19 protein-coding genes are annotated in these 25627 nt (G+C 72.4%); 15 read left to right on the forward strand and 4 right to left on the reverse strand.

The genetic code is table 11. The annotated features are described in order from the left end of the window. Nucleotides 1–121 precede the first annotated feature (121 nt). Both GSY65_RS27750 and hflX read left to right on the forward strand, forming a co-directional pair. The gene (locus GSY65_RS27750) at nucleotides 122–1615 is read left to right on the forward strand and encodes a M1 family metallopeptidase (RefSeq protein WP_159773753.1); all 1494 of its coding nucleotides are present in this window, start codon (nucleotides 122–124) and stop codon (nucleotides 1613–1615) included. 207 nt (nucleotides 1616–1822) lie between these two features. Beyond that, nucleotides 1823–3319: a GTPase HflX gene (gene hflX / locus GSY65_RS27755; RefSeq protein ID WP_159773755.1), complete on the forward strand. Its 1497-nt coding sequence runs from the start codon at nucleotides 1823–1825 to the stop codon at nucleotides 3317–3319. Nucleotides 3320–3687: 368 nt separating this feature from the next. On the opposite strand, the gene GSY65_RS27760 is transcribed toward hflX, so the two are convergent. Continuing rightward, entirely contained in the window at nucleotides 3688–4914 is a 1227-nt protein-coding gene (locus tag GSY65_RS27760) for a trypsin-like serine peptidase (protein WP_201452689.1), read from the reverse strand. Nucleotides 4915–5292: 378 nt separating this feature from the next. Here GSY65_RS27760 and GSY65_RS27765 point away from each other — a divergent pair, with 378 nt between their 5' ends. The 4 genes from GSY65_RS27765 to GSY65_RS27780 all read left to right on the forward strand — a co-directional run bounded on the left by GSY65_RS27765 (nucleotide 5293) and on the right by GSY65_RS27780 (nucleotide 12377). Continuing rightward, the gene (locus GSY65_RS27765) at nucleotides 5293–6783 is read left to right on the forward strand and encodes a diaminobutyrate--2-oxoglutarate transaminase family protein (RefSeq protein ID WP_159773757.1); all 1491 of its coding nucleotides are present in this window, start codon (nucleotides 5293–5295) and stop codon (nucleotides 6781–6783) included. A 247-nt stretch (nucleotides 6784–7030) separates the two neighbouring features. Continuing rightward, a complete protein-coding gene (locus GSY65_RS27770; RefSeq protein WP_443043257.1) occupies nucleotides 7031–9343 on the forward strand; it encodes an IucA/IucC family protein in 2313 nt (770 codons plus the stop codon). A gap of 70 nt (nucleotides 9344–9413) precedes the next feature. Then, on the forward strand, nucleotides 9414–10166 hold the full coding sequence (locus GSY65_RS27775) for a GNAT family N-acetyltransferase (protein WP_159773759.1): 753 nt from the start codon (nucleotides 9414–9416) through the stop codon (nucleotides 10164–10166). A 234-nt stretch (nucleotides 10167–10400) separates the two neighbouring features. After that, complete coding sequence (locus GSY65_RS27780; RefSeq protein WP_159773761.1) at nucleotides 10401–12377, forward strand: ATP-dependent DNA helicase; 1977 nt, start codon at nucleotides 10401–10403, stop codon at nucleotides 12375–12377. Nucleotides 12378–12513: 136 nt separating this feature from the next. Here the strand turns inward: GSY65_RS27780 and lexA are convergent, their stop codons facing one another. Next, complete coding sequence (lexA, locus tag GSY65_RS27785) at nucleotides 12514–13290, reverse strand: transcriptional repressor LexA (RefSeq protein WP_159773763.1); 777 nt, start codon at nucleotides 13288–13290, stop codon at nucleotides 12514–12516. 585 nt (nucleotides 13291–13875) lie between these two features. Between lexA and nrdR the strand changes: the two genes are divergently transcribed. Beyond that, entirely contained in the window at nucleotides 13876–14436 is a 561-nt protein-coding gene (gene nrdR / locus GSY65_RS27790; protein WP_159773765.1) for a transcriptional regulator NrdR, read from the forward strand. A gap of 160 nt (nucleotides 14437–14596) precedes the next feature. Beyond that, complete coding sequence (locus GSY65_RS27795; protein ID WP_159773767.1) at nucleotides 14597–17491, forward strand: vitamin B12-dependent ribonucleotide reductase; 2895 nt, start codon at nucleotides 14597–14599, stop codon at nucleotides 17489–17491. Nucleotides 17492–17570: 79 nt separating this feature from the next. Here GSY65_RS27795 and GSY65_RS27800 read toward each other — a convergent pair whose 3' ends face one another. Then, nucleotides 17571–18104, reverse strand: coding sequence for a TerD family protein (locus GSY65_RS27800; RefSeq protein WP_236580091.1), 534 nt, complete (start codon nucleotides 18102–18104; stop codon nucleotides 17571–17573). A gap of 155 nt (nucleotides 18105–18259) precedes the next feature. Between GSY65_RS27800 and GSY65_RS27805 the strand changes: the two genes are divergently transcribed. From GSY65_RS27805 to GSY65_RS27835, 7 genes are all read left to right on the forward strand, one after another. Then, on the forward strand, nucleotides 18260–18865 hold the full coding sequence (locus GSY65_RS27805) for a YdbC family protein (protein WP_159773771.1): 606 nt from the start codon (nucleotides 18260–18262) through the stop codon (nucleotides 18863–18865). Between the two features lie 141 nt (nucleotides 18866–19006). After that, on the forward strand, nucleotides 19007–19666 hold the full coding sequence (locus GSY65_RS27810; RefSeq protein ID WP_159773773.1) for a histidine phosphatase family protein: 660 nt from the start codon (nucleotides 19007–19009) through the stop codon (nucleotides 19664–19666). A gap of 12 nt (nucleotides 19667–19678) precedes the next feature. Then, nucleotides 19679–20584 carry an ADP-ribosylglycohydrolase family protein gene (locus tag GSY65_RS27815; RefSeq protein WP_159773775.1) on the forward strand — a complete coding sequence of 302 codons (906 nt, stop codon included), beginning with the start codon at nucleotides 19679–19681 and terminating at the stop codon, nucleotides 20582–20584. A 627-nt stretch (nucleotides 20585–21211) separates the two neighbouring features. Beyond that, on the forward strand, nucleotides 21212–22672 hold the full coding sequence (locus GSY65_RS27820) for a DUF4153 domain-containing protein (RefSeq protein ID WP_236580261.1): 1461 nt from the start codon (nucleotides 21212–21214) through the stop codon (nucleotides 22670–22672). A gap of 62 nt (nucleotides 22673–22734) precedes the next feature. Then, on the forward strand, nucleotides 22735–23115 hold the full coding sequence (locus GSY65_RS27825) for a hypothetical protein (protein ID WP_236580092.1): 381 nt from the start codon (nucleotides 22735–22737) through the stop codon (nucleotides 23113–23115). Between the two features lie 12 nt (nucleotides 23116–23127). Further along, nucleotides 23128–23829 (forward strand): ribonuclease HII, encoded by a 702-nt coding sequence (locus GSY65_RS27830; protein ID WP_159773779.1) that lies wholly within the window; start codon nucleotides 23128–23130, stop codon nucleotides 23827–23829. A gap of 68 nt (nucleotides 23830–23897) precedes the next feature. Then, the gene (locus tag GSY65_RS27835; protein ID WP_159773781.1) at nucleotides 23898–24503 is read left to right on the forward strand and encodes a hypothetical protein; all 606 of its coding nucleotides are present in this window, start codon (nucleotides 23898–23900) and stop codon (nucleotides 24501–24503) included. A gap of 321 nt (nucleotides 24504–24824) precedes the next feature. On the opposite strand, the gene GSY65_RS27840 is transcribed toward GSY65_RS27835, so the two are convergent. Continuing rightward, nucleotides 24825–25451: a hypothetical protein gene (locus GSY65_RS27840; protein ID WP_159773783.1), complete on the reverse strand. Its 627-nt coding sequence runs from the start codon at nucleotides 25449–25451 to the stop codon at nucleotides 24825–24827. Nucleotides 25452–25627 lie beyond the last annotated feature (176 nt).

Raw genomic sequence — 25627 nt, forward strand, 5'->3', positions numbered from 1 at the left:
CCGCCCACCCGGCGGTCCGACGGTCCACCGGGCGGCCCGGCGGACCGTCGGCGCCGCTCGTTCGGGTGGGACGGCTGCGCGTCGGCGGCGCGCAGACCGGGCGCGCTGGTAGCGGTGGTCCATGCCGCTCACCCCACGCCTCAGGGCCCGCCGTACCAAGGCGGCGCTGCTCACCTCCGCCGTCTCCGTCTGCCTGATCGCCGCGGGCGCGCCCTCGCCCGCCGTCCCGCTCGGCGTCGGCGACCGCCTCTTCCCGCACCTCGGCAACCCCGGCTACGACGTGCGGTCGTACGACCTGGCCTTCACCTACCCCGGTGACAACCGCAAGCCCCTGACGGCCGTCACCACGATCGACGCCCGGACGACGTCCTCCCTGGACCGGGTCAACCTCGACTTCACCCACGGGAAGGTCGGCTCCGTCGAGGTCGACGGAGCGCCCGCCGCCTTCACCACCGCGGGCGAGGACCTGGTGATCACCCCGCGGCAGCCGCTCCCCGCGGGCAGCCGGACCCGCATCACCGTGCGGCACACCAGCGACCCCGTGTACACCGGGGACGAGGAGGGCGGCTGGGTGCGCACCGCCGACGGGCTCGCCATGGCCAACCAGGCCGACGCCGCCCACGTGGTGTTCCCCTGCAACGACCACCCCTCCGACAAGGCCCTGTTCACCGTCCGCGTCGCCGTGCCCGACGGCTACACGGCCGTCTCCAACGGGCTGGGGACCGGCACCGACCGCGGCCCCGGCACCACCACCTGGACGTACCGCACCGCACACCCCATGGCCACCGAGCTGGCCCAGGTGTCCATCGGCCGCTCCGCCGTCGTACGCCGCTCGGGACCGGACGGCCTGCCCGTCCGCGACGTGGTCCCCGCCAAGGACCGCGAGCGGCTCGAACCGTGGCTGGAGAAGACCCCGGCCCAGATCGCGTGGATGGAGCGCAAGGTCGGCCGCTACCCCTTCGAGACGTACGGGGTGCTCATCGCCGAGGCGCAGACCGGGTTCGAACTGGAGACGCAGACCCTCTCCCTGTTCGAGAGGGAGCTGTTCGTCCGCCCCGAGTACCCGAAGTGGTACGTCGAGTCGATCATGGTGCACGAGCTGGCCCACCAGTGGTTCGGCAACAGCGTCAGCCCTCGCACCTGGTCCGACCTGTGGCTCAACGAGGGGCACGCCACCTGGTACGAGGCCCTCTACGCCGAGGAGAAGGCCGGCCGCCCCATGGAGACCCGGATGAAGGCCGCCTACAGCGCCTCCGACCGCTGGCGGGCCGCCGGTGGCCCGCCGGCGGCCCCCAAGGCGCCCAAGGCCGGCCACAAGATCGGCATCTTCCGGCCGAACGTCTACGACGGGGCCGCGCTCGTGCTGTACGCCCTGCGCGAGGAGATCGGCCGCCCCGCCTTCGAACGGCTCCAGCGGGCCTGGGTCGCCGTCCACCGCGACGGCGTCGCGTCCACCGCCGACTTCCAGCGGCTCGCCACCCGGATCGCCGGACGCGACCTGGACGCCTTCTTCCAGGGCTGGCTCCACGGCGAGCGGACGCCGCCGATGCCGGGGCACCCGGACTGGAAGGCGGCACCCGCCGAGGCTTCGGCGAAGCGGAAGACGGGAAAATAACCCGCGTGACGAGACGAGGCGTGCCGTGCGACCATCTTCGAGTCGGCGGCGCGGCCCACTCCCGGTCAGCCGTGGACCGGCCCCCAGGGGCCGGCCCGAGGCCGGCCGAGGCCCTGTCCGGGAATCCCCGGGCGGCCCCGGGCGTTGTCGCCATCGACGGACCGAGATCCGTCACACCTTCGGTACCCCCATCGACGTAAGGATCCAATGACCTCCTCTTCATCCCCTTCCCAGGCCGCACAGCGCGCCTTCGCGCAGAACAACCCCGAGGGTCTTCGGGCCGATGCCCTGATGGAAGAGGACGTCGCCTGGAGCTTCGAGATCGACGGCGAGCGGGACGGCGACCAGTTCGACCGCTCCGAGCGCGCGGCCCTGCGCCGCGTCGCGGGCCTCTCCACCGAGCTCGAGGACGTCACCGAGGTCGAGTACCGCCAGCTCCGTCTGGAGCGGGTCGTGCTCGTCGGTGTCTGGACCACGGGAACCGCGCAGGACGCGGAGAACTCCCTGGCCGAGCTGGCAGCCCTCGCGGAGACGGCGGGCGCGCTCGTCCTCGACGGTGTGATCCAGCGCCGCGACAAGCCGGACGCGGCCACCTACATCGGTTCCGGCAAGGCCGGCGAGCTGCGGGACATCGTCCTCGAATCGGGCGCCGACACCGTCATCTGCGACGGTGAGCTGAGCCCGGGGCAGCTCATCCACCTCGAAGACGTCGTCAAGGTCAAGGTCATCGACCGTACGGCCCTGATCCTCGACATCTTCGCCCAGCACGCCAAGTCCCGAGAGGGCAAGGCCCAGGTCGCGCTCGCGCAGATGCAGTACATGCTGCCGCGGCTGCGCGGCTGGGGTCAGTCGCTGTCCCGGCAGATGGGCGGCGGCAAGGGCGGCGGCCTCGCCACCCGTGGTCCCGGTGAGACCAAGATCGAGACGGACCGGCGACGGATCCGCGAGAAGATGGCGAAGATGCGCCGGGAGATCGCGGAGATGAAGACCGGCCGCGAGATCAAGCGCCAGGAGCGCAGGCGGAACAAGGTTCCCTCGGTCGCCATCGCCGGCTACACCAACGCGGGCAAGTCCTCCCTGCTCAACCGTCTCACCGGCGCGGGCGTCCTGGTCGAGAACGCCCTGTTCGCGACCCTCGACCCGACCGTGCGCCGGGCCGAGACCCCGAGCGGGCGCCTGTACACGCTGGCGGACACCGTCGGCTTCGTACGGCACCTGCCGCACCACCTGGTCGAGGCGTTCCGCTCCACGATGGAGGAGGTCGGCGACTCCGACCTGATCCTCCACGTCGTCGACGGTTCGCACCCGGCGCCGGAGGAGCAGCTGGCCGCCGTGCGCGAGGTCATCCGTGACGTGGGCGCGACGAACGTGCCCGAGATCGTGGTGATCAACAAGGCGGACGCGGCCGACCCGCTGACGCTGCAGCGCCTGCTGCGGATCGAGAAGCGCTCCATCGCGGTCTCGGCCCGCACCGGTCAGGGCATCGAGGAACTGCTCGCCCTGATCGACGACGAACTGCCCCGCCCCTCGGTCGAGATCGAGGCGCTCGTGCCGTACACGCACGGCAAGCTCGTCGCCCGCGCCCACACCGAGGGCGAGGTGATCTCCGAGGAGCACACCCCGGAGGGCACCCTGCTCAAGGCCCGGGTGCACGAGGAACTGGCGGCGGACCTGGCACCGTACGTGCCGGCGCCGACCGTCTGACCCGTCACGGGGGAAGGCCCGTCCCCAGTGCCGCGACGGGCAACGTTTGCCCGTCGCGGAGCGGCGTGCGGTGCGTGCTCTCGGCGCGCCGGGCGCACGTCCTCGTACGGGATGTACTCGGGCTTGTGCCCGGTGCGGCGAGAGTGCGTGCCGGGCGTCGCGACGGGGCAGACGTTGCCTGCCGCGGCACTGGAAGGCGCCGGCCGAGGGACGGGCCTTCCCGCGTGGTGCGGACCACCGGCCCCGCTCAACTCCAACCGGTCGGCGATGACATCGGTGTCCGCGCGGCTGCTCCCCGACACGTCGGCGGCTGCCCGAAGGCGGCCGCCGGACCGTCGCCGCCCGCGGGCGTCACCGTGCGCCCGGCCTCACCGCTGGGCGAACTTCTCGCTGACCGCGTCGTAGACCCCCTGGGCCTCCTTGCCCAGCCGCGGGCCCGCCAGCCAGCCCGCGCTCACCGGGCCGATGGAGGTGTTGGACACCAGCGCCGGCTTGCCGTCCGAGCCGGTCGCCACCCAGCCGCCGCCCGACGAACCGCCGGTCATGGTGCAGCCGATGCGGTACATCGTCGGGTCGGACTCGACGAGCGAGAGCCGCCCCGGCTTGTCCGTGCACTGGTACATCGTCTCGCCGTCGTACGGGGCGCCCGCCGGGTACCCCGTCGCGGTGATGCTGTCCACCTGCGGCACGGCCGGCGCGTCGAAGTCCACCGGCAGCGCCGAGCCGACCGTCTCCTCCAGGGACTTGCCGCCGTTGCCCTCCTCCGGCGTCACATGGATGACCGCGAAGTCGTACGGCGCTCCGTCGCCGCCCTTCTGACCGCCCTGCTCGATCCACTGGTCCGAGGTCTGCGCCCAGTCACCCCACCACATGCCGTACGGGGCGACCTGCTCCTTGGTGGCGGTCGGCAACTCCGCCGCCGACAGACCGCTGTCGTTGTACGAGGGCACGAAGGCGATGTTGCGGTACCAGCCGCCCGACTTGCCGGCGTGCACACAGTGCCCGGCCGTCCACACGAGGTTGGACCTGCCCGGATTGGCCGGGTCCTTCACCACCGTCGCCGAGCAGACCATCGTGCCCTCGGGCGAGTCGAAGAAGACCTTGCCCGCCTCGGGCGCGTTCGCGTGGTACTCCGTCGGCACCGCCGCCGCCTGGACGGGCTGCGGGGTCGGGTCGGTGACGCCCTGGTCGCCGGTGAGGTCGCTCTCGTCGACCTCCTTCTCCGGCTCCTCGGCGTCCCGCATCCGGTCCGGGTCCCACAGGTCCTCGATGATCGGGTTGACGTAGTCCTCGGCCTCGCGCAGCCAGTCGTCCTTGTCCCAGTTCTTCCAGGCCCCGCCCCGCCACTTGTCGAGGTCGATCCCGTGCTCCTTGAGCTTCTCCTTGAGGTTGTCCGGGATCCGGATCTTGCCGTCGCCGCCGTTGTCCTGGGCGGACGACGACGCCTCGGCGTTCGCCGTGGTGTCCCCCGAGCCGCAGGCGGTGGCGGTGAGCGACAGGGCCGTGGCGAGACCGACCGCTGCCAGGACGGGGGAGGTTCTGCGGCGCGCGCTCCTTCCACGACGAGCGGCGAAGAGCGGGCGTATGGGTCGCATGGTCTGAACTCCCCTGGGGCGTTGACGAACTCTGTGCTGCCGAAGCGGTGCGCGTGCGGCCTCGCCGCGCGCCCGCCGCCTCCTCGTACGGCTCCGACACGCCTCGCGCTCGACTCCGTACACCTGCTTCGTCGTACGGGGCCGCCGTGCGCGCGGCCGGGTACGGGTCCGCCGAGCCGGGCGTCCCGCCGGAACGGCACCACACACTATGCGGTCCCTGTGGGGGACATCCGATGGAACGGCAACGGTTCCGTCACGGCAAGGATCTTCGCCTCACCCGCTTCCGAGTGCGTGCCGCGTCGTTGGTACGGGCGGGGACCCGCCGGTGCTCGGTGACCCCTGCCAACTCGCCTCTGAGCAGCGGGAGGAAGTGTAGTCGTGGCGGTGACCGAGTCCGCGGTGGCACCTGTGGGGGGCGAGCCCGAGGGGGCGCGCACGGGACACGACGACGAACGGGCGCCCGCACGGGGGGAGTGTGAGGGCGCGCGCTCGGCGCAGGAGGGGATCCTGCGACGGCAGGCGGCGCGCGAGTCCGCGGCGCGCACCTACGCGCGTGCCCTGCCGATCGTGCCGGTGCGGGCGCGGGGGCTGACCATCGAGGGCGCGGACGGCCGCCGTTATCTCGACTGCCTGTCCGGCGCCGGCACCCTCGCTCTCGGGCACAACCACCCGGTGGTCCTCGAAGCGATCCGCAAGGTCCTCGACTCCGGCGCCCCGCTGCACGTCCTCGACCTGGCCACCCCCGTCAAGGACGCTTTCACCACCGAGCTGTTCCGCACCCTCCCGCCCGGTCTCGCCGACCGCGCCCGGGTGCAGTTCTGCGGACCCGCCGGCACGGACGCGGTGGAGGCCGCCTTCAAACTGGTCCGGGCGGCGACCGGCCGCACCGGGATGCTCGCCTTCACCGGCGCCTACCACGGCATGACCGCCGGGGCGCTCGAAGCGTCCGGGGGCGCCGGCGACGTACGGGTCGCCCGGCTGCCCTATCCGCAGGACTACCGCTGCCCGTTCGGCGTCGGCGGCGCACAGGGAGCCGAACTCGCCGCCCGCTGGACGGAGTCCGTCCTCGACGACGCCAAGTCCGGTGTCCCGTCGCCCGCCGGGATGATCCTCGAACCCGTCCAGGGCGAGGGCGGTGTCATCCCCGCGCCGGACGGCTGGCTCCGCCGGATGCGCGCGATCACGGCCGCGCGTTCCATCCCGCTCATCGCCGACGAGGTCCAGACGGGCGTGGGGCGCACCGGGCGCTTCTGGGCGGTCGAACACAGCGGGGTCGTCCCCGACGTCATGGTCCTCTCCAAGGCCATCGGCGGCAGCCTTCCCCTCGCTGTCGTGGTCTACCGGGACGACCTCGACGTGTGGCAGCCCGGCGCCCACGCGGGCACCTTCCGCGGCAACCAGCTCGCCATGGCCGCCGGAACCGCCACCCTCGCCTACGTCCGTGAGAACGGCCTCGCCGAGCGCGCCGCGACCCTGGGCGCCCGGATGATCGCCCACCTCCGCCGCCTCACCGGCCAGTTCGCCTGCGTGGGCGACGTACGGGGGCGGGGGCTGATGATCGGCATCGAGATGGTCAACCCCGAGGCGGACCTGCCCGCCGGCGCCACCGGCCCGTACCCTCCCGCCCCGTCCATCGCCACCGCCGTCCAGCGCGAGTGCCTGCGCCGCGGACTGATCGTCGAACTGGGCGGCCGGCACGCGGGCGTCGTCCGTCTGCTGCCGCCTCTGACACTCACCGACGAACAGGCCGCCGCCGTGCTCGACCGCCTCACGGACGCGATCGCCTCCGTGGCCGCGGCCACGGCACGGGGACCGGGAGCCGTACGGCACGAGGCGGCCGTGAACCCGGGGCGCGCGACCGGCGGTTGAGCGCGCCGGCGGAGGCCGGGAGCACCGGCCGGTGCGGATGCCGCCATGCCACTTCGCCTGCCCTCTCGGCAGGCGCGCCGCCCGGACCCCGACGACGTCCCGCACCCGCCTCGTGCAACGCACGCCCGCCGCGCGCGCTCACCCCTGACCGACCCGCACGCCGCTCCCGCCGGACGACCGCGCGACCGTCCCGCCCGGTCCACCGCACGACCACCCCCGTCAGGACCACCCCCATCCAGGAATCCCTGTGACCGCGACACCCGCCTCCGAAGTCCCCACCGACGCGTCCGAGGACGACGCCCCCGCCCCACGGGCACCATTCCCCCCGGCCGAGGCCGATTCCGAGCACGTGGCCGATCCCGGGGCCGAAACCGAGCACGTGGCCGATCCCGAGGCCGTGCCGGCGGACGGGCCCTCCCGGCACCGGACCACCACCGCCGAGCACCCGCCCCTCCCCGCCGCCGACCTCCTGGACCATCCCGACCCGCGCATCGCGGCCCAGGCCGCGGCCGTCGAGAACCTGTTGCGCTGCTGGGTGCGTGAGCACGACCTCCCCCGCCCCGACGGCGCCGTCCTCCGCCTCCCCCTCCCCGCCACCGCTACGGCCCTCCTGGTGCCGATCCACTACTGGTCCCCGACCGGCTGGCACCGCTTCGGCCTTCCCCGCCTCGCCGGCGCCCCCGGGACGGCACCGCCCGCCGACGCGGTGACGGTGGCGGCGCTGCTCTCCAGAGAGGCCGCCGCAGGTCCGGGAGGGCGAGCGGCACCGCGCGGCCCGTCGGACCCCCGCGACCGGGCGGCCCCGCGCGAGGAGCCCGAGCAGCGCGAGCAGCGCGAGCAAGCGGCACCGGCTGACGGACCGGTGGCCGCGGACGACCGGTCGTTCTCCCGCTGGCAGCCCGCCCCGCTCGACGCGCTCGACCTCGTCGGCCGGGTCGCCGACTCCACCCGGCGCATCGCCCGGTTCATCGCCGAACGCCGGGCCGCGCCGGACGACGTTCCCGATCCGTTCCTCGCCGCCGAGCAGGCACTCGTCCTCGGTCACCCGCTGCACCCCACCCCGAAGAGCCGGGAAGGGCTGTCCGAGGCGGAAGCGCGGCCCTACTCACCCGAGTCACGCGGCTCCTTCCCCCTGCACTGGCTGGCTGTCGCACCCTCCGTCCTGGCGGCCGACTCGGCGTGGACCGAACGAGGCCGCGTCGTTCCCGCCGAGCAGCTGACGGCACGGCTGGCCGGGCCGGGTCTGCCGCTGCCCGACGGCTACGCAGCCCTGCCCGTCCACCCCTGGCAACTGCGCGAGGTCCTCCACCGCCCGCCCGTCGCCGCCCTCGTGAGCGCCGGGCTGCTGCGCGCCCTGGGCCCCCACGGCTCCCCGTGGCATCCCACCTCGTCCGTCCGCACGGTGCACCGCACCGCCGCCCCCGCGATGCTGAAGCTCTCGCTGGGACTGCGGATCACCAACTCCCGCCGGGAGAACCTCCGCAAGGAACTGCACCGGGGCGTCGAGGTCCACCGCCTGCTGCGCACCGGTCTGGCCAGGGAGTGGCAGGCGGTCCACCCGGGGTTCGACATCGTCCGCGACCCGGCCTGGCTGGCGGTCACCGCGCCGGGCGGTGCCCCCGTGCCCGGCCTGGACGTGGTGATCCGGCACAACCCGTTCGGCCCGGCGGACGACGCGTGCTGTGTGGCGGGGCTCGTCGCACCGAGGCCGTACGCCGACCGAACGCGAGCGGGCAGGCCATCCACGGACGGGTCCTTCACGGACGGGTCGTTCGCGGACGGGTCCTTCAGGGAAGGCCCGGACGGCCCGCACCCGGACGGCGAGCACCGGGCGTCCCGCATCCCCGGGCAGCGAGCGTGCCTCCCGGACCGGACGCCGCACCCCCTCGCCGGCCCGCCGGCGCCCGGCGACGGCGACCGTCTCCCGGAGGGGCCCGCCATGCGGTCCCGGCTCGCCGAGGTCGTCAGCCGGCTCGCCGGACGCACCGGGCGCCCCCGAGGCGCCGTCGCCGCCGAGTGGTTCCTGCGCTACCTGGAGCAGGTGGTGCGGCCCGTGCTGTGGCTGGACGGCGAGGCGGGGATCGCCCTCGAAGCCCACCAGCAGAACACCGTCCTCCTGCTGGACCCCGACGGCTGGCCCATGGGCGGGCGGTACCGCGACAACCAGGGCTACTACTTCCGCGAGTCCCGCCGTGCGGACCTCGACGCCCGACTGCCCGGCATCGGCGAGCACAGCGACACGTTCGTCCCCGACGAGGTCACCGACGAACGGTTCGCCTACTACCTCGGCATCAACAACGTGCTCGGTCTCATCGGCGCGTTCGGCTCACAGGGACTCGCCGACGAACGGCTGCTGCTCGCCGGCTTCCGCCGCTTCCTCACCGATGTGGCCACCGGGCCCGCCCGGCTGGACACCACCCTGCCGGCCCTGCTGCTCGACTCACCCGTCCTGCGCTGCAAGGCCAACCTGCTGACCCGGCTGAACGGTCTCGACGAACTCGTGGGCCCCGTCGACACCCAGTCCGTCTACGTCACCCTCGCCAATCCCCTCCACCGCTGACCCGATCACCGACGACCCCCTGCACGCCCCGAGGAACAGGACCCACCCCATCTCCTGAGAGGAGCGTCGCGTGCCTTCCACCGATGCGAGCACCCCGTCCGGCACCGACACGGGCACCACCCGGACCCCCGGTAACGAGGACACACTCGAACTGCGCCTGCCCGACGACCTGGCCGACTTCCTCGCGCAGGACGCCGGCGACCCGGAGGGTGGGGGCACCGACCCGGGCGGGGCGGCCCTCGCGGGCCAAGGGGAACTGCTGGACCAGCTCGCCGGCTGGGGACCCGCCCTCACCCCCGTGGGTACGCTCCGCCTCCTCCCCGTCCGCCTCGAACGGGACCTCGCGCTGATCACCCGCTGGATGAACGACTCCGCGGTGGCCTCGTCCTGGAACCTCGCCGGACCCGAGGCGGTGACCGCGAACCACCTCCGGGCCCAGCTCGACGGTGACGGCCGCAGCGTGCCCTGCCTCGGAGTGCTGGACGGCGCCCCGATGAGCTACTGGGAGATCTACCGGGCGGACCTCGACCCCGTCGCCCGCCACTACCCCGCCCGCCCCCACGACACCGGGGTCCACCTCCTCATCGGTCCGGTGGCCCACCGGGGGAGAGGTCTCGGCTCCGTCCTGCTCCGCGCCGTCGCCGATCTCGTCCTGGACCACCGCCCGTCCTGCGCCCGCGTCGTCGCGGAACCCGACCTGCGCAACTTCCCTTCCGTCTCCGCGTTCCTCACCGCCGGTTTCCGGTTCTCCGCGGAGGTCGACCTGCCCGACAAGCGAGCCGCCCTGATGATCCGGGACCGGCTGCTGCGCGATCTGATGTAGACCCGATCCGACGCGCATCCGCCCCGACGCCGTCGTTCCCGGTGCACCGCCCGGCCCGAACCGATTCCCGGGCGCGCCGGGCGGAACGCCGCGCACGCCGCACAGTGCCCGCTTCCCGCTCTCTCCCGACCGAGGAGAAACCGTCCTGATCCCGCGCGCCGCCCTCCTTCCCGCCCCCGCCCTCTCCGCCGTGATCACCCGTTTGTCAGTGCCGCCCCGTAGGGTGGTCGCGCTATGACGAAGCCCTCACTCCACGAACTCCTGCACGCCGCCGTCACCGCCGTCGGCGGCATGGAGCGCCCCGGCCAGGTGACCATGGCCGAAGCCGTCGCGGAGGCGATCGACGACGGCACCCATCTGCTCGTCCAGGCCGGCACCGGCACCGGCAAGTCGCTGGGCTACCTGGTGCCCGCCCTCGCGCAGGGCGAGCGCGTCGTCGTGGCCACGGCGACCCTGGCGCTCCAGCGGCAGCTCGTGGAACGTGACCTGCCGAGAACGGTCGACGCGCTGCACCCGCTGCTGCGCCGCCGCCCCGAGTTCGCCATGCTCAAGGGCCGGTCGAACTACCTGTGCCTGCACCGCCTCAACGAGGGCGTGCCCCAGGACGAGGAGGACGGCCTCTTCGACCAGTTCGAGGCGGCCGCCCCGTCCAGCAAACTGGGCCAGGACCTGCTGCGGCTGCGGGACTGGTCGCAGGAGACCGAGACCGGCGACCGGGACGACCTCACCCCCGGTGTGTCCGACCGCGCCTGGTCCCAGGTGTCGGTGTCGTCGCGGGAGTGCCTGGGCGCCTCGAAGTGCGCGTACGGCGCCGAGTGCTTCGCCGAGATGGCCCGGGAGCGCGCCAAGCTCGCCGAGGTCGTCGTCACCAACCACGCCCTCCTCGCGATCGACGCCATCGAGGGCGCCCCCGTGCTCCCGCCGCACGAGGTGCTGATCGTCGACGAGGCCCACGAACTGGTCTCCCGGGTGACCGGCGTGGCCACTGGCGAGCTGACGCCGGGCCAGGTCAACCGCGCGGTGAAGCGAGCGGCGAAACTGGTCAACGAGAAGGCCGCCGACCAGCTCCAGACCGCCGCCGAGGGCTTCGAGCGGCTGATGGAGCTGGCGCTGCCCGGACGCCTGGCGGAGATCCCGGAGGACCTGGCGTACGCGCTGATGGCGCTGCGTGACGCCGCCCGCACGGTGATCACCGCGATCGGCACCACCCGCGACAAGAACGTCCAGGACGAGGACGCCGTCCGCAAACAGGCCCTGGCCGCCGTGGAGAACGTGCACGAGGTGGCCGAGCGGATCAGCCACGGCTCCGAGTGGGACGTCGTCTGGTACGAGCGGCACGACCGCTTCGGCGCGTCCCTGCGCGTGGCCCCCATGTCCGTGTCGGGCCTGCTCAGGGAGAAGCTCTTCGCGGACCGTTCCGTCACCCTGGCCTCGGCCACACTGAAACTGGGCGGCGACTTCAACGGCGTGGGGGCGTCCCTGGGGCTGGCGCCCGAGGGCACCGAGGGGGACGATTTCCCGCGGTGGAAGGGCGTCGACGTCGGCTCGCCGTTCGACTACCCGAAGCAGGGCATCCTCTACGTCGCCAAGCATCTGTCGCGTCCCGCGCGGGACGGCGACCGCGCGGACATGCTGGACGAGCTGACGGAGCTGATCCAGGCGGCCGGCGGCCGCACACTCGGTCTGTTCTCGTCGATGCGGGCCGCCCAGCTGGCGGCGGAGGATCTGCGGGTCCGCATCCCGGAGTTCCCGATCCTCCTCCAGGGCGAGGAGACGCTGGGCGAGCTGATCAAGGGCTTCGCGGCCGACCCGAGAACCTGTCTGTTCGGCACGCTCTCGCTCTGGCAGGGCGTCGACGTGCCGGGCCCCAGCTGCCAGCTGGTCGTCATGGACAAGATCCCCTTCCCACGCCCCGACGACCCGCTGATGAGCGCCCGCCAGAAGGCCGTCGAGGAAGCGGGCGGCAACGGCTTCATGGCGGTGGCGGCCACCCACGCGGCCCTGCTGATGGCCCAGGGCGCCGGCCGCCTCGTGCGGGCGCAGGGGGACCGGGGCGTCGTCGCCGTCCTCGACCAGAGACTCGCGACAGCGCGGTACGGCAGTTATCTGAAGGCGTCACTGCCCGACTTCTGGTACACGACGGACCGCAACCAGGTGCGGAAGTCGCTCGCCGCGATCGACCAGGCGGCGAAGGCCCTCGAAGAGGCGTAGGGAGACCGGTGGCCCGCCCCCCACAGGGGACGGGCCACCGGGCACGGAAAGCCCAGGACCCCGGAACCGGCGCAGTGGATTCCGGGGCCCGGATCAGGGGCGCGGACGGGCACGGGAGCCGTCCGCCGCGAGGGGTTCAGACGCGGCGCAGGACCGCCACCACCTTGCCGAGGATGGTCGCGTCGTCACCCGGGATGGGCTCGTAGGCGGCGTTGTGCGGCAGCAGCCACACATGGCCGTCCTCGCGCTTGAAGCGCTTGACGGTCGCCTCGCCGTCCAGCATGGCGGCGACGATGTCGCCGTTCTCGGCGACCGGCTGGCGGCGGACCGTCACCCAGTCGCCGTCGCAGATCGCGGCCTCGATCATCGAGTCACCCACGACCTTCAGGACGAACAGCTCGCCGTCACCGACCAGCTGCCGCGGAAGCGGGAACACGTCCTCGACCGACTCCTCCGCCAGGATCGGCCCGCCGGCCGCGATCCGGCCGACGAGCGGCACGTACGACGCGGCGGGCTTGCCGGCGGTGTCGGTCGGCTGCGCCACGGCCTGGTCCGAGCCGCGGACCTCGTAGGCGCGCGGGCGGTGCGGGTCGCGGCGCAGGAAGCCCTTGCGCTCCAGGGCCATCAGCTGGTGCGCCACGGACGACGTGCTCGACAGGCCGACCGCCTGCCCGATCTCCCGCATGGACGGCGGGTACCCGCGGCGTTGCACGGAGTCCCTGATCACCTCGATCACCCGGCGCTGCCGGTCGGTCAGTCCGGAGCTGTCCGCCCTGATGCCTGGAGGTCGGCCGGGCAGGGCCCGCTTGGGCCCGTCATGGTTCGGAACGTCGTTCATCGCGTGCACCGGCTCGAGTCGGCCCTGGGAGCGGTCCTGGGCAGTGATGGTGGCGCTGTCTGCGGTCGTGGTCACGTCGGCCCCTCTCGATGGTCTCCCGTGCAGCACAACGGTAGTTGCTTTCGAAAGGTTGCGCCAAACACACGTTCGAGTGAAAAACGGCGGATTACCTGACGTGACCATGTGTGCAGGTGTATAGCTCGCTGCTCTCGACGGACAAAACAGCTGATTGCTGTACTCTTCACCGCCGGGGCGGAGGCACCGCAGGGGTGGAGGCTTCGTGGGCCGCTGTCGCCGCGCGGCACAGTCTGCCACTCCCCGCCCCTCCCGCCGGGTACCGGTACCCGGCTTTCTCCGGTTCCCTCACGGTCCGGTCCGTTCCGGTCCGTGACGTCCGGGCCGGGTCCGTTCCGCGACGGCCCGGACGCGCTCCGCGACGGCTCCTTCGCCTGGCGCTCGCTGGTGCGGGTGCGACACGCGCGTCGTGTGGGGATTTACGTGCCAAGCCCTACATCTAGTGCTTGGATTGCTACAACATCCCAGAAGTTGTGGTCCCCCCGGTCTGAGGGCTCAAGGTCATCCCCTATGCTTGGGGCTGCTTCCGCGGGGCCCGAGAGCCTCGTGGGGCTTTTGAGTCGTGCTGTGAGGAGGGTTGGAGTTATGCACTGTCCCTTCTGCAGGCACCCCGACAGCCGTGTCGTCGACAGTCGTACGACGGACGACGGCACGTCGATCCGCAGGCGCCGCCAGTGCCCGGACTGCTCCCGTCGTTTCACGACGGTGGAGACGTGCTCGCTGATGGTGGTCAAGAGGTCCGGCGTGACCGAACCCTTCAGTCGTACCAAGGTCATCAACGGCGTCCGCAAGGCATGCCAGGGACGGCCCGTCACCGAGGACGCGCTCGCCCAGCTCGGCCAGCGGGTCGAGGAGGCGGTGCGCGCCACCGGCAGCGCCGAACTGACCACCCACGACGTGGGGCTGGCCATACTCGGACCGCTGCAGGAACTCGACCTCGTCGCCTACCTGCGGTTCGCGTCGGTCTACCGGGCGTTCGACTCGCTGGAGGACTTCGAGGCCGCCATCGCGGAACTCAGGGAAGAGGGCAAGCGCCCCGACGCGGACGACGACGGCGTCGACCGTGCGGGCGAGGGGTGCCGGGAGGACGACCGCGGGTCCGGAGGGACTGTCCAGGTCCCCGTGCCCGCCAACGCCGCCGACTGAGGGCGGGCCGCACCTCCGGACCACCGGGACCGGATGGCCGGCGGCGATCGAAACCTGTCGCGGACGGCTGTGCGAGCCGGGTCGCGACACCAGACAGAACACCGTGTCACAGGAACAAAGTGGCACTTCAGGGCGTTTCAGCCCGACACAGGGAGGCGGCATGACAGAGACGGCGAGCGGTCCGGCACGGAGTTCCCGCGCCAAGGGCACCAAGGCGAGCAAGGGCCTGCGTATCGAGCGCATCCACACCACCCCCGGCGTGCACCCGTACGACGAGGTGGCCTGGGAGCGCCGTGACGTCGTCATGACCAACTGGCGCGACGGCTCGGTCAACTTCGAGCAGCGTGGCGTCGAGTTCCCCGAGTTCTGGTCGGTGAACGCGGTCAACATCGTCACCAGCAAGTACTTCCGGGGCGCCGTCGGCACCCCGCAGCGCGAGGTGAGCCTGAAGCAGCTCATCGACCGCATCGTGAAGACGTACCGGAAGGCCGGTGAGGACTACAAGTACTTCGCCTCGCCCGCCGACGCCGAGATCTTCGAGCACGAACTGGCCTACGCCCTCCTGCACCAGATCTTCAGCTTCAACAGCCCCGTCTGGTTCAACGTGGGCACCCCGCAGCCCCAGCAGGTCTCCGCCTGCTTCATCCTGGCCGTCGACGACTCCATGGAGTCGATCCTCGACTGGTACAAGGAAGAGGGCATGATCTTCAAGGGCGGCTCCGGCGCCGGCCTGAACCTGTCCCGCATCCGTTCCTCCAAGGAACTGCTCTCCTCCGGCGGCAACGCCTCCGGTCCGGTCTCCTTCATGCGCGGCGCCGACGCGTCCGCGGGAACGATCAAGTCGGGCGGTGCCACCCGCCGCGCCGCCAAGATGGTCGTCCTCGACGTGGACCACCCGGACATCGAGGACTTCATCGAGACCAAGGTGAAGGAGGAGGAGAAGATCCGCGTCCTGCGCGACGCGGGCTTCGACATGGACCTCGGTGGCGACGACATCACCTCCGTCCAGTACCAGAACGCCAACAACTCGGTCCGGGTGAACGACGAGTTCATGAAGGCCGTCGAAGCCGGCGGCGACTTCGGTCTGCGGGCCCGGATGACCGGTGAGGTCATCGAGCAGGTCGACGCCAAGGCGCTGTTCCGCAAGATCGCCGAGGCCGCCTGGGCCTGTGCCGACCCCGGCATCCAGTACGACGACACCATCAACACCTGGCACACCTGCCCCGAGTCCGGCCGGATCACCGCGTCGAACCCGTGCAGCGAGTACATGCACCTGGACAACACGTCCTGCAACCTGGCCTCGCTGAACCTGATGAAGTTCCTGAACGACGACGGCAAGGGCAGCCAGTCCTTCGACGTCGAGCGGTTCCAGAAGGTCGTCGAGCTGGTCATCACCGCGATGGACATCTCGATCTGCTTCGCGGACTTCCCGACCCAGAAGATCGGCGAGAACACCCGCGCCTTCCGCCAGCTCGGCATCGGCTACGCCAACCTCGGCGCCCTGCTCATGGCGACCGGCCACGCGTACGACTCCGACGGCGGCCGCGCCCTCGCCGGCGCCATCACCTCCCTGATGACCGGCACGGCCTACCGCCGCTCCGCCGAACTGGCCGCGGTCGTCGGCCCGTACGACGGCTACGCCCGCAACGCCGACGCCCACAACCGCGTCATGAAGCAGCACTCCGACGCCAACGGCACCGCCGTGCGCATGGACGACCTTGACACCCCGGTCTGGGCGGCCGCCACGGAGGCCTGGCAGGACGTGCTCCGCCTCGGCGAGAAGAACGGCTTCCGCAACTCGCAGGCCTCGGTGCTCGCCCCCACCGGCACCATCGGCCTCGCGATGTCCTGCGACACCACCGGTGTCGAGCCGGACCTTGCGCTGGTCAAGTTCAAGAAGCTGGTCGGCGGCGGCTCGATGCAGATCGTCAACGGCACGGTCCCGCAGGCCCTGCGCCGCCTGGGCTACCAGGAGGAGCAGATCGAGGCGATCGTCGCCCACATCGCCGAGAACGGCAATGTGATCGACGCCCCGAGCCTGAAGCAGGAGCACTACGAGGTCTTCGACTGCGCCATGGGCGAGCGGGCCATCTCCCCGATGGGCCACGTCCGCATGATGGCAGCGATCCAGCCGTGGATCTCGGGCGCCATCTCCAAGACGGTCAACATGCCGGAGACGGCGACCGTCGAGGAGGTCGAGGAGATCTACTTCGAGGCCTGGAAGCTCGGCGTCAAGGCGCTGGCGATCTACCGCGACAACTGCAAGGTCGGCCAGCCGCTCTCCGCCAAGACCAAGGAGTCGGAGAAGACGGAGATCACCGAGAAGGCCGAGGAAACCATCCGGACCGCGGTCGAGAAGGTCGTCGAGTACCGCCCCGTCCGCAAGCGCCTGCCGAAGGGACGGCCCGGCATCACCACGTCCTTCACCGTCGGCGGCGCCGAGGGCTACATGACCGCCAACTCCTACCCGGACGACGGTCTCGGCGAGGTCTTCCTCAAGATGTCCAAGCAGGGTTCCACCCTCGCGGGGATGATGGACGCCTTCTCCATCGCGGTCTCCGTCGGCCTCCAGTACGGCGTGCCGCTGGAGACGTACGTCTCGAAGTTCACCAACATGCGCTTCGAGCCGGCCGGTATGACGGACGACCCGGACGTGCGGATGGCCCAGTCGATCGTCGACTACATCTTCCGCCGCCTGGCGCTGGACTTCCTGCCCTTCGAGACGCGTTCCGCGCTCGGCATCCACTCCGCCGAGGAGCGTCAGCGCCACCTGGAGACGGGTTCGTACGAGCCCGCCGAGGAGGACGTGGACGTCGAGGGCCTGGCCCAGTCGGCCCCGCGGCAGACGGACCTGAAGGCCGTGGCCACGCCGCGGGCCGAGGCCGAGGCGGCCAAGCCCGCCCCGAAGCAGGCCCACACCAGCGCCGAGCTGGTGGAGATGCAGCTGGGCATCCACGCCGACGCCCCGCTCTGCTTCTCCTGCGGCACGAAGATGCAGCGGGCCGGCTCCTGCTACATCTGCGAGGGCTGCGGCTCGACCAGTGGTTGCAGCTGACACCAGTTGACGCCTTGAAGCACTGAAGGGCGGCACGGCTCATGGCTGTGCCGCCCTTCGGCGTGCGTGGCGCGGCGCGTCAGGAGGCGCGCGGGGCGCCCATCACGCGGGCGAAGGTCGCCGGGTCCTCGTCATGGCCCCGGAGGCCGGGGAGGAAGCTCCAGGAGCCGGAGCCGTCCCGGACGAACTCGGCTACGACCGCGGCCGTGGAGCCCCGGACCGAGGCGAAGTCGTCCTCGGCCAGCACGGTGTAGTCCTCGCGGATGCGCAGCGCCGGCTTGCCGACGTCACCGAAGGTCCTCGGGCTCGCCCCCTGCTGGATGGCGACGCCGATCACCACGCGCCCGTACCGGCTGTCGAGGCGGTTCAGCTCCACCGTCATCACCTCGTCCCAGCCGAAGCCCTGACCGGTCCTGCTGTCACGGTTGAGGGTGATGGTGCCGTCGGGCGAGCGGCTGTCGAAGTGCACGACGTAGGCGGGATCGCCGCTCGGGTCGGCCGCCGGGTAGGTCGCCGCGACGATGTCGAGGTCCGTGGGCGGCTGGCCGGCGGGGCTCGGATCCCACTTCAGTGACACCTCGACCTTGCGGATGCCCTTGTTGAGGCCGTTCAACAGAACTCTCCTCCCCGTTCTCCGGTGCATGAGGGCCGAACTGCTCCCCAGTCCAGGCCAGTTGCCCATCCTCCCATGCGCGCCCCGACGCTCGCCGGGGCCACGGCCCGTCGGCGAGTGACCGGCGCCACGCTCCGTGGCCTTACCATGGCGCGGTGCTGGTCAAGTGGATTCGCTGCACCGTGGTCGACCGCCGCGGCTTCGAGCGGGGGCAGCGAAAGTGGGCGGGGCTTCTGGGGGAGCCGGGATTCCGTGGACAGGGTGGGGGCTGGAGCCGGGCACGGCCGGGGGTGGCGCACATCTTCTCGTTCTGGGAGAGCCGTGCCTTCTACGACTCCTTCATGGCCCGTTCCCACGACCGCCTCGCCGCGTCGCAGGCAGGCACCCACAAGGACGCGCAGGTCAAGCTGTTCGACCACCGTTTCGACGTGAAGACCGGCTTCGAGCCGCGCTTCGGGGACGCCGACCTCGTACGGGTGGCGCACTGTCGTGTCCACGAGGAGCGGGCCGAGCACTTCGCGCTGATGCAGGAGAAGGTGTGGAACCCCGCGATGGCCGGTTCCCCGGGGATGCTGCGGGGCCTGTTCGGCGAGGCGCCGGGCCATGAGTTCCTGATCCTCTCCATGTGGCAGTCGGCCGCCGAGCACGGCAAGTACCGGGTCGAACGCATCGAGCGCCTTGCCCTGCGGGCCCAGATAGAAGCGGATGTCGCCGCGCTCGCGGGCGACATCGTGGAACTGGAACCGAGCTGGACGGTCTGACGCGAACAGGGACCTGCCTGCGCAGTTGGACATCCGAACTCGTGCCGGTGCGGGAACCGGACTGCCTGGATCCGTGTGATCTACGCCGTAGGTGACCCGGACGGGTGCTCGTTACGGCCTCGTCCCCCTTAGGGTTTTGGCATGGCACGACCACGGCGCATCGTCCTTGTCCGGCACGGCGAGTCAACGGGCAATGTTGATGACACCGTGTACGAACGCGAGCCCGACCACGCCCTCGCGCTCACCGAGCTGGGCTGGCAGCAGGCCGAGGAGACCGGCAAACGGCTCCGTGACCTGTTCGGCCGGGAGCGTGTCAGCGTCTACGTCTCCCCGTACCGCCGGACGCACGAGACGTTCCAGGCCTTCCACCTGGACCCCGAGCAGGTCCGCGTACGCGAGGAGCCCCGTCTGCGGGAGCAGGACTGGGGCAACTGGCAGGACCCCGATCAGGTCCGCCTCCAGAAGGCCTACCGGGACGCGTACGGCCACTTCTTCTACCGCTTCGCGCAGGGGGAGTCCGGGGCCGACGTGTACGACCGGGTCGGCAACTTCCTGGAGAGCCTCTTCCGCAGTTTCGAGGACCCGAACCACCCGCCGAACGTCCTGATCGTGACCCATGGGCTCGCCATGCGGCTGTTCTGCATGCGCTGGTTCCACTGGACGGTCGCCGAGTTCGAGTCCCTGTCGAACCCGGGCAACGCGGAGATGCGGATGCTCGTCCTCGGGGAGAACGGCAAGTACACCATCGACCGGCCCTTCGAGCGCTGGCGGGACCCGGAATCGTACGGCGCCACCGGTTAGAGTGGCAGGGCGATGACCGCTGACTCCTCTCCCGAAGGCCGCCTGGAGCGCGCCCTGGCCAGCCTGCGCGGCCTCGCCGTGGGGGACGCGCTGGGCTCGCAGTACTTCGTGCCGGTGAACTATCCGCTGCTCAAGCGCCGACAGACGCCGCCCGGCCCCTGGCAGTGGACCGACGACACCGAGATGGCCTGCTCCGTGGTGGCCGTCCTCGCCGCCCACCACCGGATCGACCAGGACGAACTGGCCCGCTCCTTCGCCGAGCACCACGACTTCGACCGGGGCTACGGGCCCGCGGTCAACCGTCTGCTGCGACTGGTCCGCGAGGGCGGCGACTGGCGTCGACTGGCCTCCGCCCTCTTCAACGGCCAGGGCTCGTGGGGCAACGGCGCGGCCATGCGGATCGCCCCGCTCGGCGCCTGGTACGCCGACGACCCCGAGCAGGCGACGCACCAGGCGGAGATCTCCGCGTACCCCACGCACCAGCACCGCGAGGGCGTCGTCGGAGCCATGGCCGTCGCCGCGGCCGCCGCCCTGGCGGCCGACCCCGCGGGGCCCCCGACCGCCGGGGCGCTGCTGGACGGCGTCATCGCGCTCGTCCCGAAGAGCGCCGTCGGCGCGGGGCTGCGACGGGCCCGGGACATGCTCGACTACGCCGACGCGGACACCGTCGCGGCCGTCCTGGGATGTGGCCGGCGTACGACGGCGCACGACACCGTGCCGTTCGCGCTCTGGTCCGCCGCGCGCGCCCTCGGTGACTACGAGACGGCCTTCTGGACCACCGCCCAGGCCGGCGGTGACGTCGACACGACCTGCGCGATCGTCGGGGGAGTGGTCGCCTCCGGCGGCACGCACGGGGCGCCTCCCGAGGGCTGGCTGGAACAGACGGAGCCACTGCCCGACTGGGCGCCTGTGCCGTAGCCCGGCCGGAGGGCTCCGGCAGGACGGCTGTGGGGCGACGGGACCGCTTCCCCGGGCCACAGCCGCCACAACCAACCCCCAGTGTCACAGGCGTGCCACAGAGTGGCTCTCGGCCTCCGCCATCGTCGGCGGCCCCGCATAGCCTGTCCCGCACGCCGCTGTTGATCTTGACAACGAGCGGCGCACAGACACCGGTCCACGAGCCCTCCGACGCAGCGGCATCCCGCGCGCGACGGGCGACGTGGTCCGGCCGGGGGAGGGGGACCCGTGTCCGAACCACCGTCCACGCCCGCACCGTCCGGGTCCGACGGGCCAACGCCCCAGACACGGGCCGCGGCCGAAGGACCCGGCTCGGAGGCGGTGTCCGCCGATGCGGCGGGTACGGCGTCCGCGGATTCCGCGGACGCCGCGCTCACGGCGGACGTCACGTCCCGGGGTGCCGGGTCGCAGGCGACACGGCCGGTGGCCGGGGGTGAGGCGGCCCGGTCGGCCGCCCGGTCGCAGTCGGCGCGGTCGGTCGCCGGGTCGGGGCCGGCGCGGGCAGTCGGCGGGGCCGGGACGGTGACCGGCGGGGCGGTTCCCCCGCCGCGGCGTGCGGCCGGAGCCGGTGTCGAGGAGCCCGCGCCGATCCGTACCGCGACGCTCTGGGCAGCGCTGGCGACCGGGCTGCTCAGCATGCTGCTGCTCGGGGACGGGATCGCGGTCAACCTGCTGGTCGTCGCCGTGCCCGCGACGCTCGCCGTGTACTTCGCCGGGGTACGGGCCGGCCGGCGGCCGCGCGCCTGGTCGCTCGTCTGGGGCGCGGGTGGGCTCGCCCTGCTGGTCGTGCCCTCCGTGCGGGCCGCCGAGTGGCCCTCGTTCCTCGCCGTCGTCACCGCGCTCGCGGCGGGCTCGCTCGCCCTGCACGGCGGCCGCACCTGGCCGGCCGTTCTGCTCGGCCCCCTCGGCGTGTTCACGGCGGTGGTCACCGGCCCCGCCTGGGCCTGGCAGGGGCTGCGGGAACGCGCGGGCGGCGACCGGAGCAGGGTGGGCCCGGTGCTGCGGTCGCTCGCCGTGGCCGCGGGGCTGCTGCTGGTCTTCGGCGTGCTCTTCGCCCAGGCGGACGCCGCCTTCGCCGACCTCCTCGGCGCCCTGGTGCCCGACGTCTCCACCGAGGACGGGCCCTGGCGGATCCTGCTCCTGATGCTGGGTCTCGTCGGGACGCTCGCCGCGGCCCGCACGGCCGCCGCGCCGACCCGCTGGGACCGGGTCCCGGTGCCCGCCGGCCGGGCCCGCGGCCGCGCCGAGTGGGCGCTCCCGCTGATCGGACTGATCGTCCTCTTCGCCGCCTTCAACACCGTCCAGCTCGCCGTGCTGTTCGGGGGCTACGACGCGGTGCTGGCGGAGACCGGGCTGACGTACGCCGAGTACGCCCGGCAGGGCTTCTGGCAGCTGCTCACCGCCACCCTGCTCACTCTGGCCGTGATCGTGGTGGCACTGCGCTGGGCGCCGCGCACCCGGCCGGGCGACCGCACGCTCGTACGGGCCGTGTTGGGAACCCTGTGCGCGCTGGCCCTCGTCGTCGTGGCGTCCGCCGTGCGCCGTATGGACATGTACGTGGATGCCTACGGGCTGACGCGGTTGAGGATCTCGGTGGTGGCCATGGAACTGTGGCTCGGCCTGGTCATCGTGCTCATCATGGCGGCCGGGGTGTGGGGCGCCCGTCTGCTGCCGCGGGCCGTCGCGGCCAGTGCCCTCGCCGCGGTGCTCGCGTTCGGGTTCGTGTCGCCGGACGAGCTGATCGCCGAGCGCAACGTCGAGCGGTACGAGACCACGGGCCGGTTCGACCTGGAGTACGCGAGAGGGCTGTCGGCCGACGCCGTACCCGTCCTGGACCGGCTGGAGGAGCCGCTGCGCTCGTGCGCGCTACGGGACATCGACGCCGAGCTGGACGAGGAGCGGGACACCCCCTGGTACGCCACGAGCCTGGGCGAGGCCGAGGCCCGGCGCCTCCTGGAGGAACGGCCGGTGGCGCCGGAGGTGAGGGAGCCGACGAGTGGGCCGACCTGCGGTGAGCCGGAGTGGGAGCCGGAGCCGTTCCTGCGCTGAGGGAGGCCGAGTGGGGCGATCGGCCCCCGGCGGGTCCCCCCTCCCGCCGTCCCCGCGAGGCGATGTCCTCGCGTCCAGGGCTCGCCCTGCGTCCGGTGATTCACGAATGCGACACCCTCCAGGCCGAGCGCTTCCGCACCGTGACCGTCGACCGGGTCGTCGAGCCCGCGGTGAAGCTGCCGCGGGAGGCCGTCGGGCTCGGAACCAGGCGCGGTGAGGTCCGGCCCGGCGCGTCCGACGGCTCCGTCCTCGACGCGGTTCCCGCCATGATGACGTACCCCTCGAAGCTGTGCGGAAGCGAACGGAGCGAGCGGGAAACGGCGGAGACGATCCACCAGTTGACGATGCCGCCGCCGCGCTCGCGGGACACCCGACCCGGCCCGGCCGCCGGGCCGCGGCCACCCCGGGAACCTGGGTGTCGTACGGCCTCGCGGGCGGCGTAGGCTAAGGGCGCCATGCCGTACGAACCACCCACTCACACCGTCGAGCGCTCCCTGCGCGCCACGACCGGAGCGAAGGTCATTGCCGGTGTCGACGAGGTGGGGCGAGGCGCGTGGGCCGGCCCCGTCACCGTCTGCGCGGCGGTCACCGGACTGCGCCGACCGCCCGAGGGCCTCACCGACTCCAAGCTCCTGACGGTCAAGCGCCGCGAGGCGCTCGCCGAGGAGCTGCTGACATGGGTGACGTCGCACGCACTCGGCCACGCCTCCCCGGAGGAGATCGACGACCTGGGGATGACGGCCGCACTGCGGCTCGCCGCCGTACGGGCCCTGGACGCGCTCCCGGTGCGTCCCGACGCGGTCATCCTCGACGGCAAGCACGACTACCTCGGTTCGCCCTGGCGGGTCCGTACGGTGATCAAGGGCGACCAGTCCTGTGTCGCCGTCGCGGCGGCCTCGGTGATCGCCAAGGTTCAGCGCGACAAAATGATGGCCGAACTGGGTGTCGAGCATGCAGACTTCGGTTTCGCGGCCAACGCCGGCTATCCGTCGCCCGTGCACAAGGCCGCTCTGGCGGAGCGGGGACCCACCCCGCACCACCGGTTGTCGTGGGCGTATCTTGATGCGCTGCCCCAGTGGCGGCACCTCAAGAAGGTCCGCAACTGGGTGGACGGAAGCGTTCCGGAGATCGAGGGTCAGCTCGGCTTCGATTTCTGACGGATTCGTTCGCACTCATGTGCCACCCGCCGACGCGATTCGTGGCGGCGTTTGATAGACATCAGCTCATGCCTCTCATTCCCGAGGAGCCTCAGATTCACGAGAGTGCCCAGGGTCCGCGCGCCACTCCGGCCAGCGGCCGCGTCGCGCCGACCCCCCGTCCCGTACCCGGACCCCGTCCCGCGGCCGCGCCGCGTCCCGGCCGTCCGGGTCCCGCCCGGCCGGTGCCGGCCCAGCGCGCGTCGCACACCGCGGCCAAGCCCGGGCCGTCCGCTCCGGCCGCCACCCCGCAGATCCAGCTGCTCCCGGCCTCGGCCGAGGGCGCGCTGGACGCCGCGGAGGAAGCCGTCGACCTGCTGCTGGAGTCGGGGCGCGCCCCCGGTGACGTACTGGTGATCACCACCGGTGAGCAGCACCCGTGGGCCGCCCACGAGCTGTCCTTCGGGGAGAGCGCGTACTGGGCCCAGCACGACGCGGGCGACGACGTGTTCTACGCCGACGCCTCCGCCGTCGGGCGGGCCGCGCCGCGTCCCGTGGTCGTGGTCGCCCTGAACGGCGGCACCGACGACCTCACCGCGCAGACGCTGCCCCAGGCCCTGGGGCGGGCGCGTGCGCTGCTGATCGTCTGCGGCGACCCGCAGAAGATCAACGCGGTGCTGGGCGCCGGCGTCTGAACGACCGCGGACCCTTCCGGTGGCCCGCCAGGGCACACCGGGAGCCGCGCCTGCCCGCCACGGCCCCCAGGGTGCCGTGGCGGCCACACCCCGCGACGGGACGCCTCGGCGTGCCGGCGGGGTGTTTCGCGTGCCCGCGCGCAGGACGAGCCTTGCCCGGACCGGAGCGGACCGGGCAAGGCTCGGTGGGTACGGCTGCGGGCGCCCGAGGGCGCGTGCGGGCGCGCGGGCGCCCCGCGGTGGGGGCGGGGTACGCGCGCGTGGCCCGATGCGGACCGGCACCCCGGGCCCGGTGGGGCGGAGGGCCCGAAGGCCCCCGGGTCAGCGGGCCGCCGCTCGGCGCAGTACCTCGGAGGCCACCCCGCCGGTCCGCGGTATCGGCGGCGGTGCCATGGCCGTGGCGAACGGCTCGGCCGGGGAGTCCGCGTGGGGGCGGCGGCCGCCGCGGCCCTCGCCGAGGACCTGCCAGCCGTCACGTGTCAGCGTGATGTACGCCCCGCAGCGCAGTCCGTGCAGGGTGCAGGCGTCCCGCAGCCCCCACATCCACGCTCCGTCCTCCTCCGTCCAACGCGCGTCCCCGTCCCGGCAGTACAGCAGGACCGCCGTCCGGACCGGCGCCCGCCGGCGCAGGTCGTGCGGGATGACCCGGCGTAGCTGTGCGAGGAGCGCGTTGCGGAACATCCAGCCGTCCGCCGGGGCCGGGCGCCTGATGAACGAGGCGCTCGCCCGCAGCCGTTCGTCGGGGTCCAGGACGGCGATGACCGCCGTCGCGGGCCGCGGCTGATGGCGCGCGTGCAGTCCGCTGACGACCTCCCGGGGATTTCGCAGCAGCGGAATCCCGGCGGCGGACCATTCCGCGGGCTCGAGCAACCGGTTGGCGGAAGCGGCGGACAGGTCGACAGACGTCGACATGGAGGCCGCCGAGGACGGAGCGAATCCGAAGGTCACGATCCTCCCTTCGGCTACGCGCCCACACTGCGGGCGGGGTCGGACTGGGGGAGCGCACGCCGCAGCAGAAGCCCTACCGGTTCACCGGTGGGCCGTGCGGGGAGCGGACCTCAATTCTTCCTGCCGAACTTGGTTGCGGCAACGAGCAATTGGGGCCACTGGCGGTTTTGTGGTGA

This window comes from Streptomyces sp. HM190, from assembly GCF_009857135.1.
GTDB lineage: Bacteria > Actinomycetota > Actinomycetes > Streptomycetales > Streptomycetaceae > Streptomyces > Streptomyces heilongjiangensis.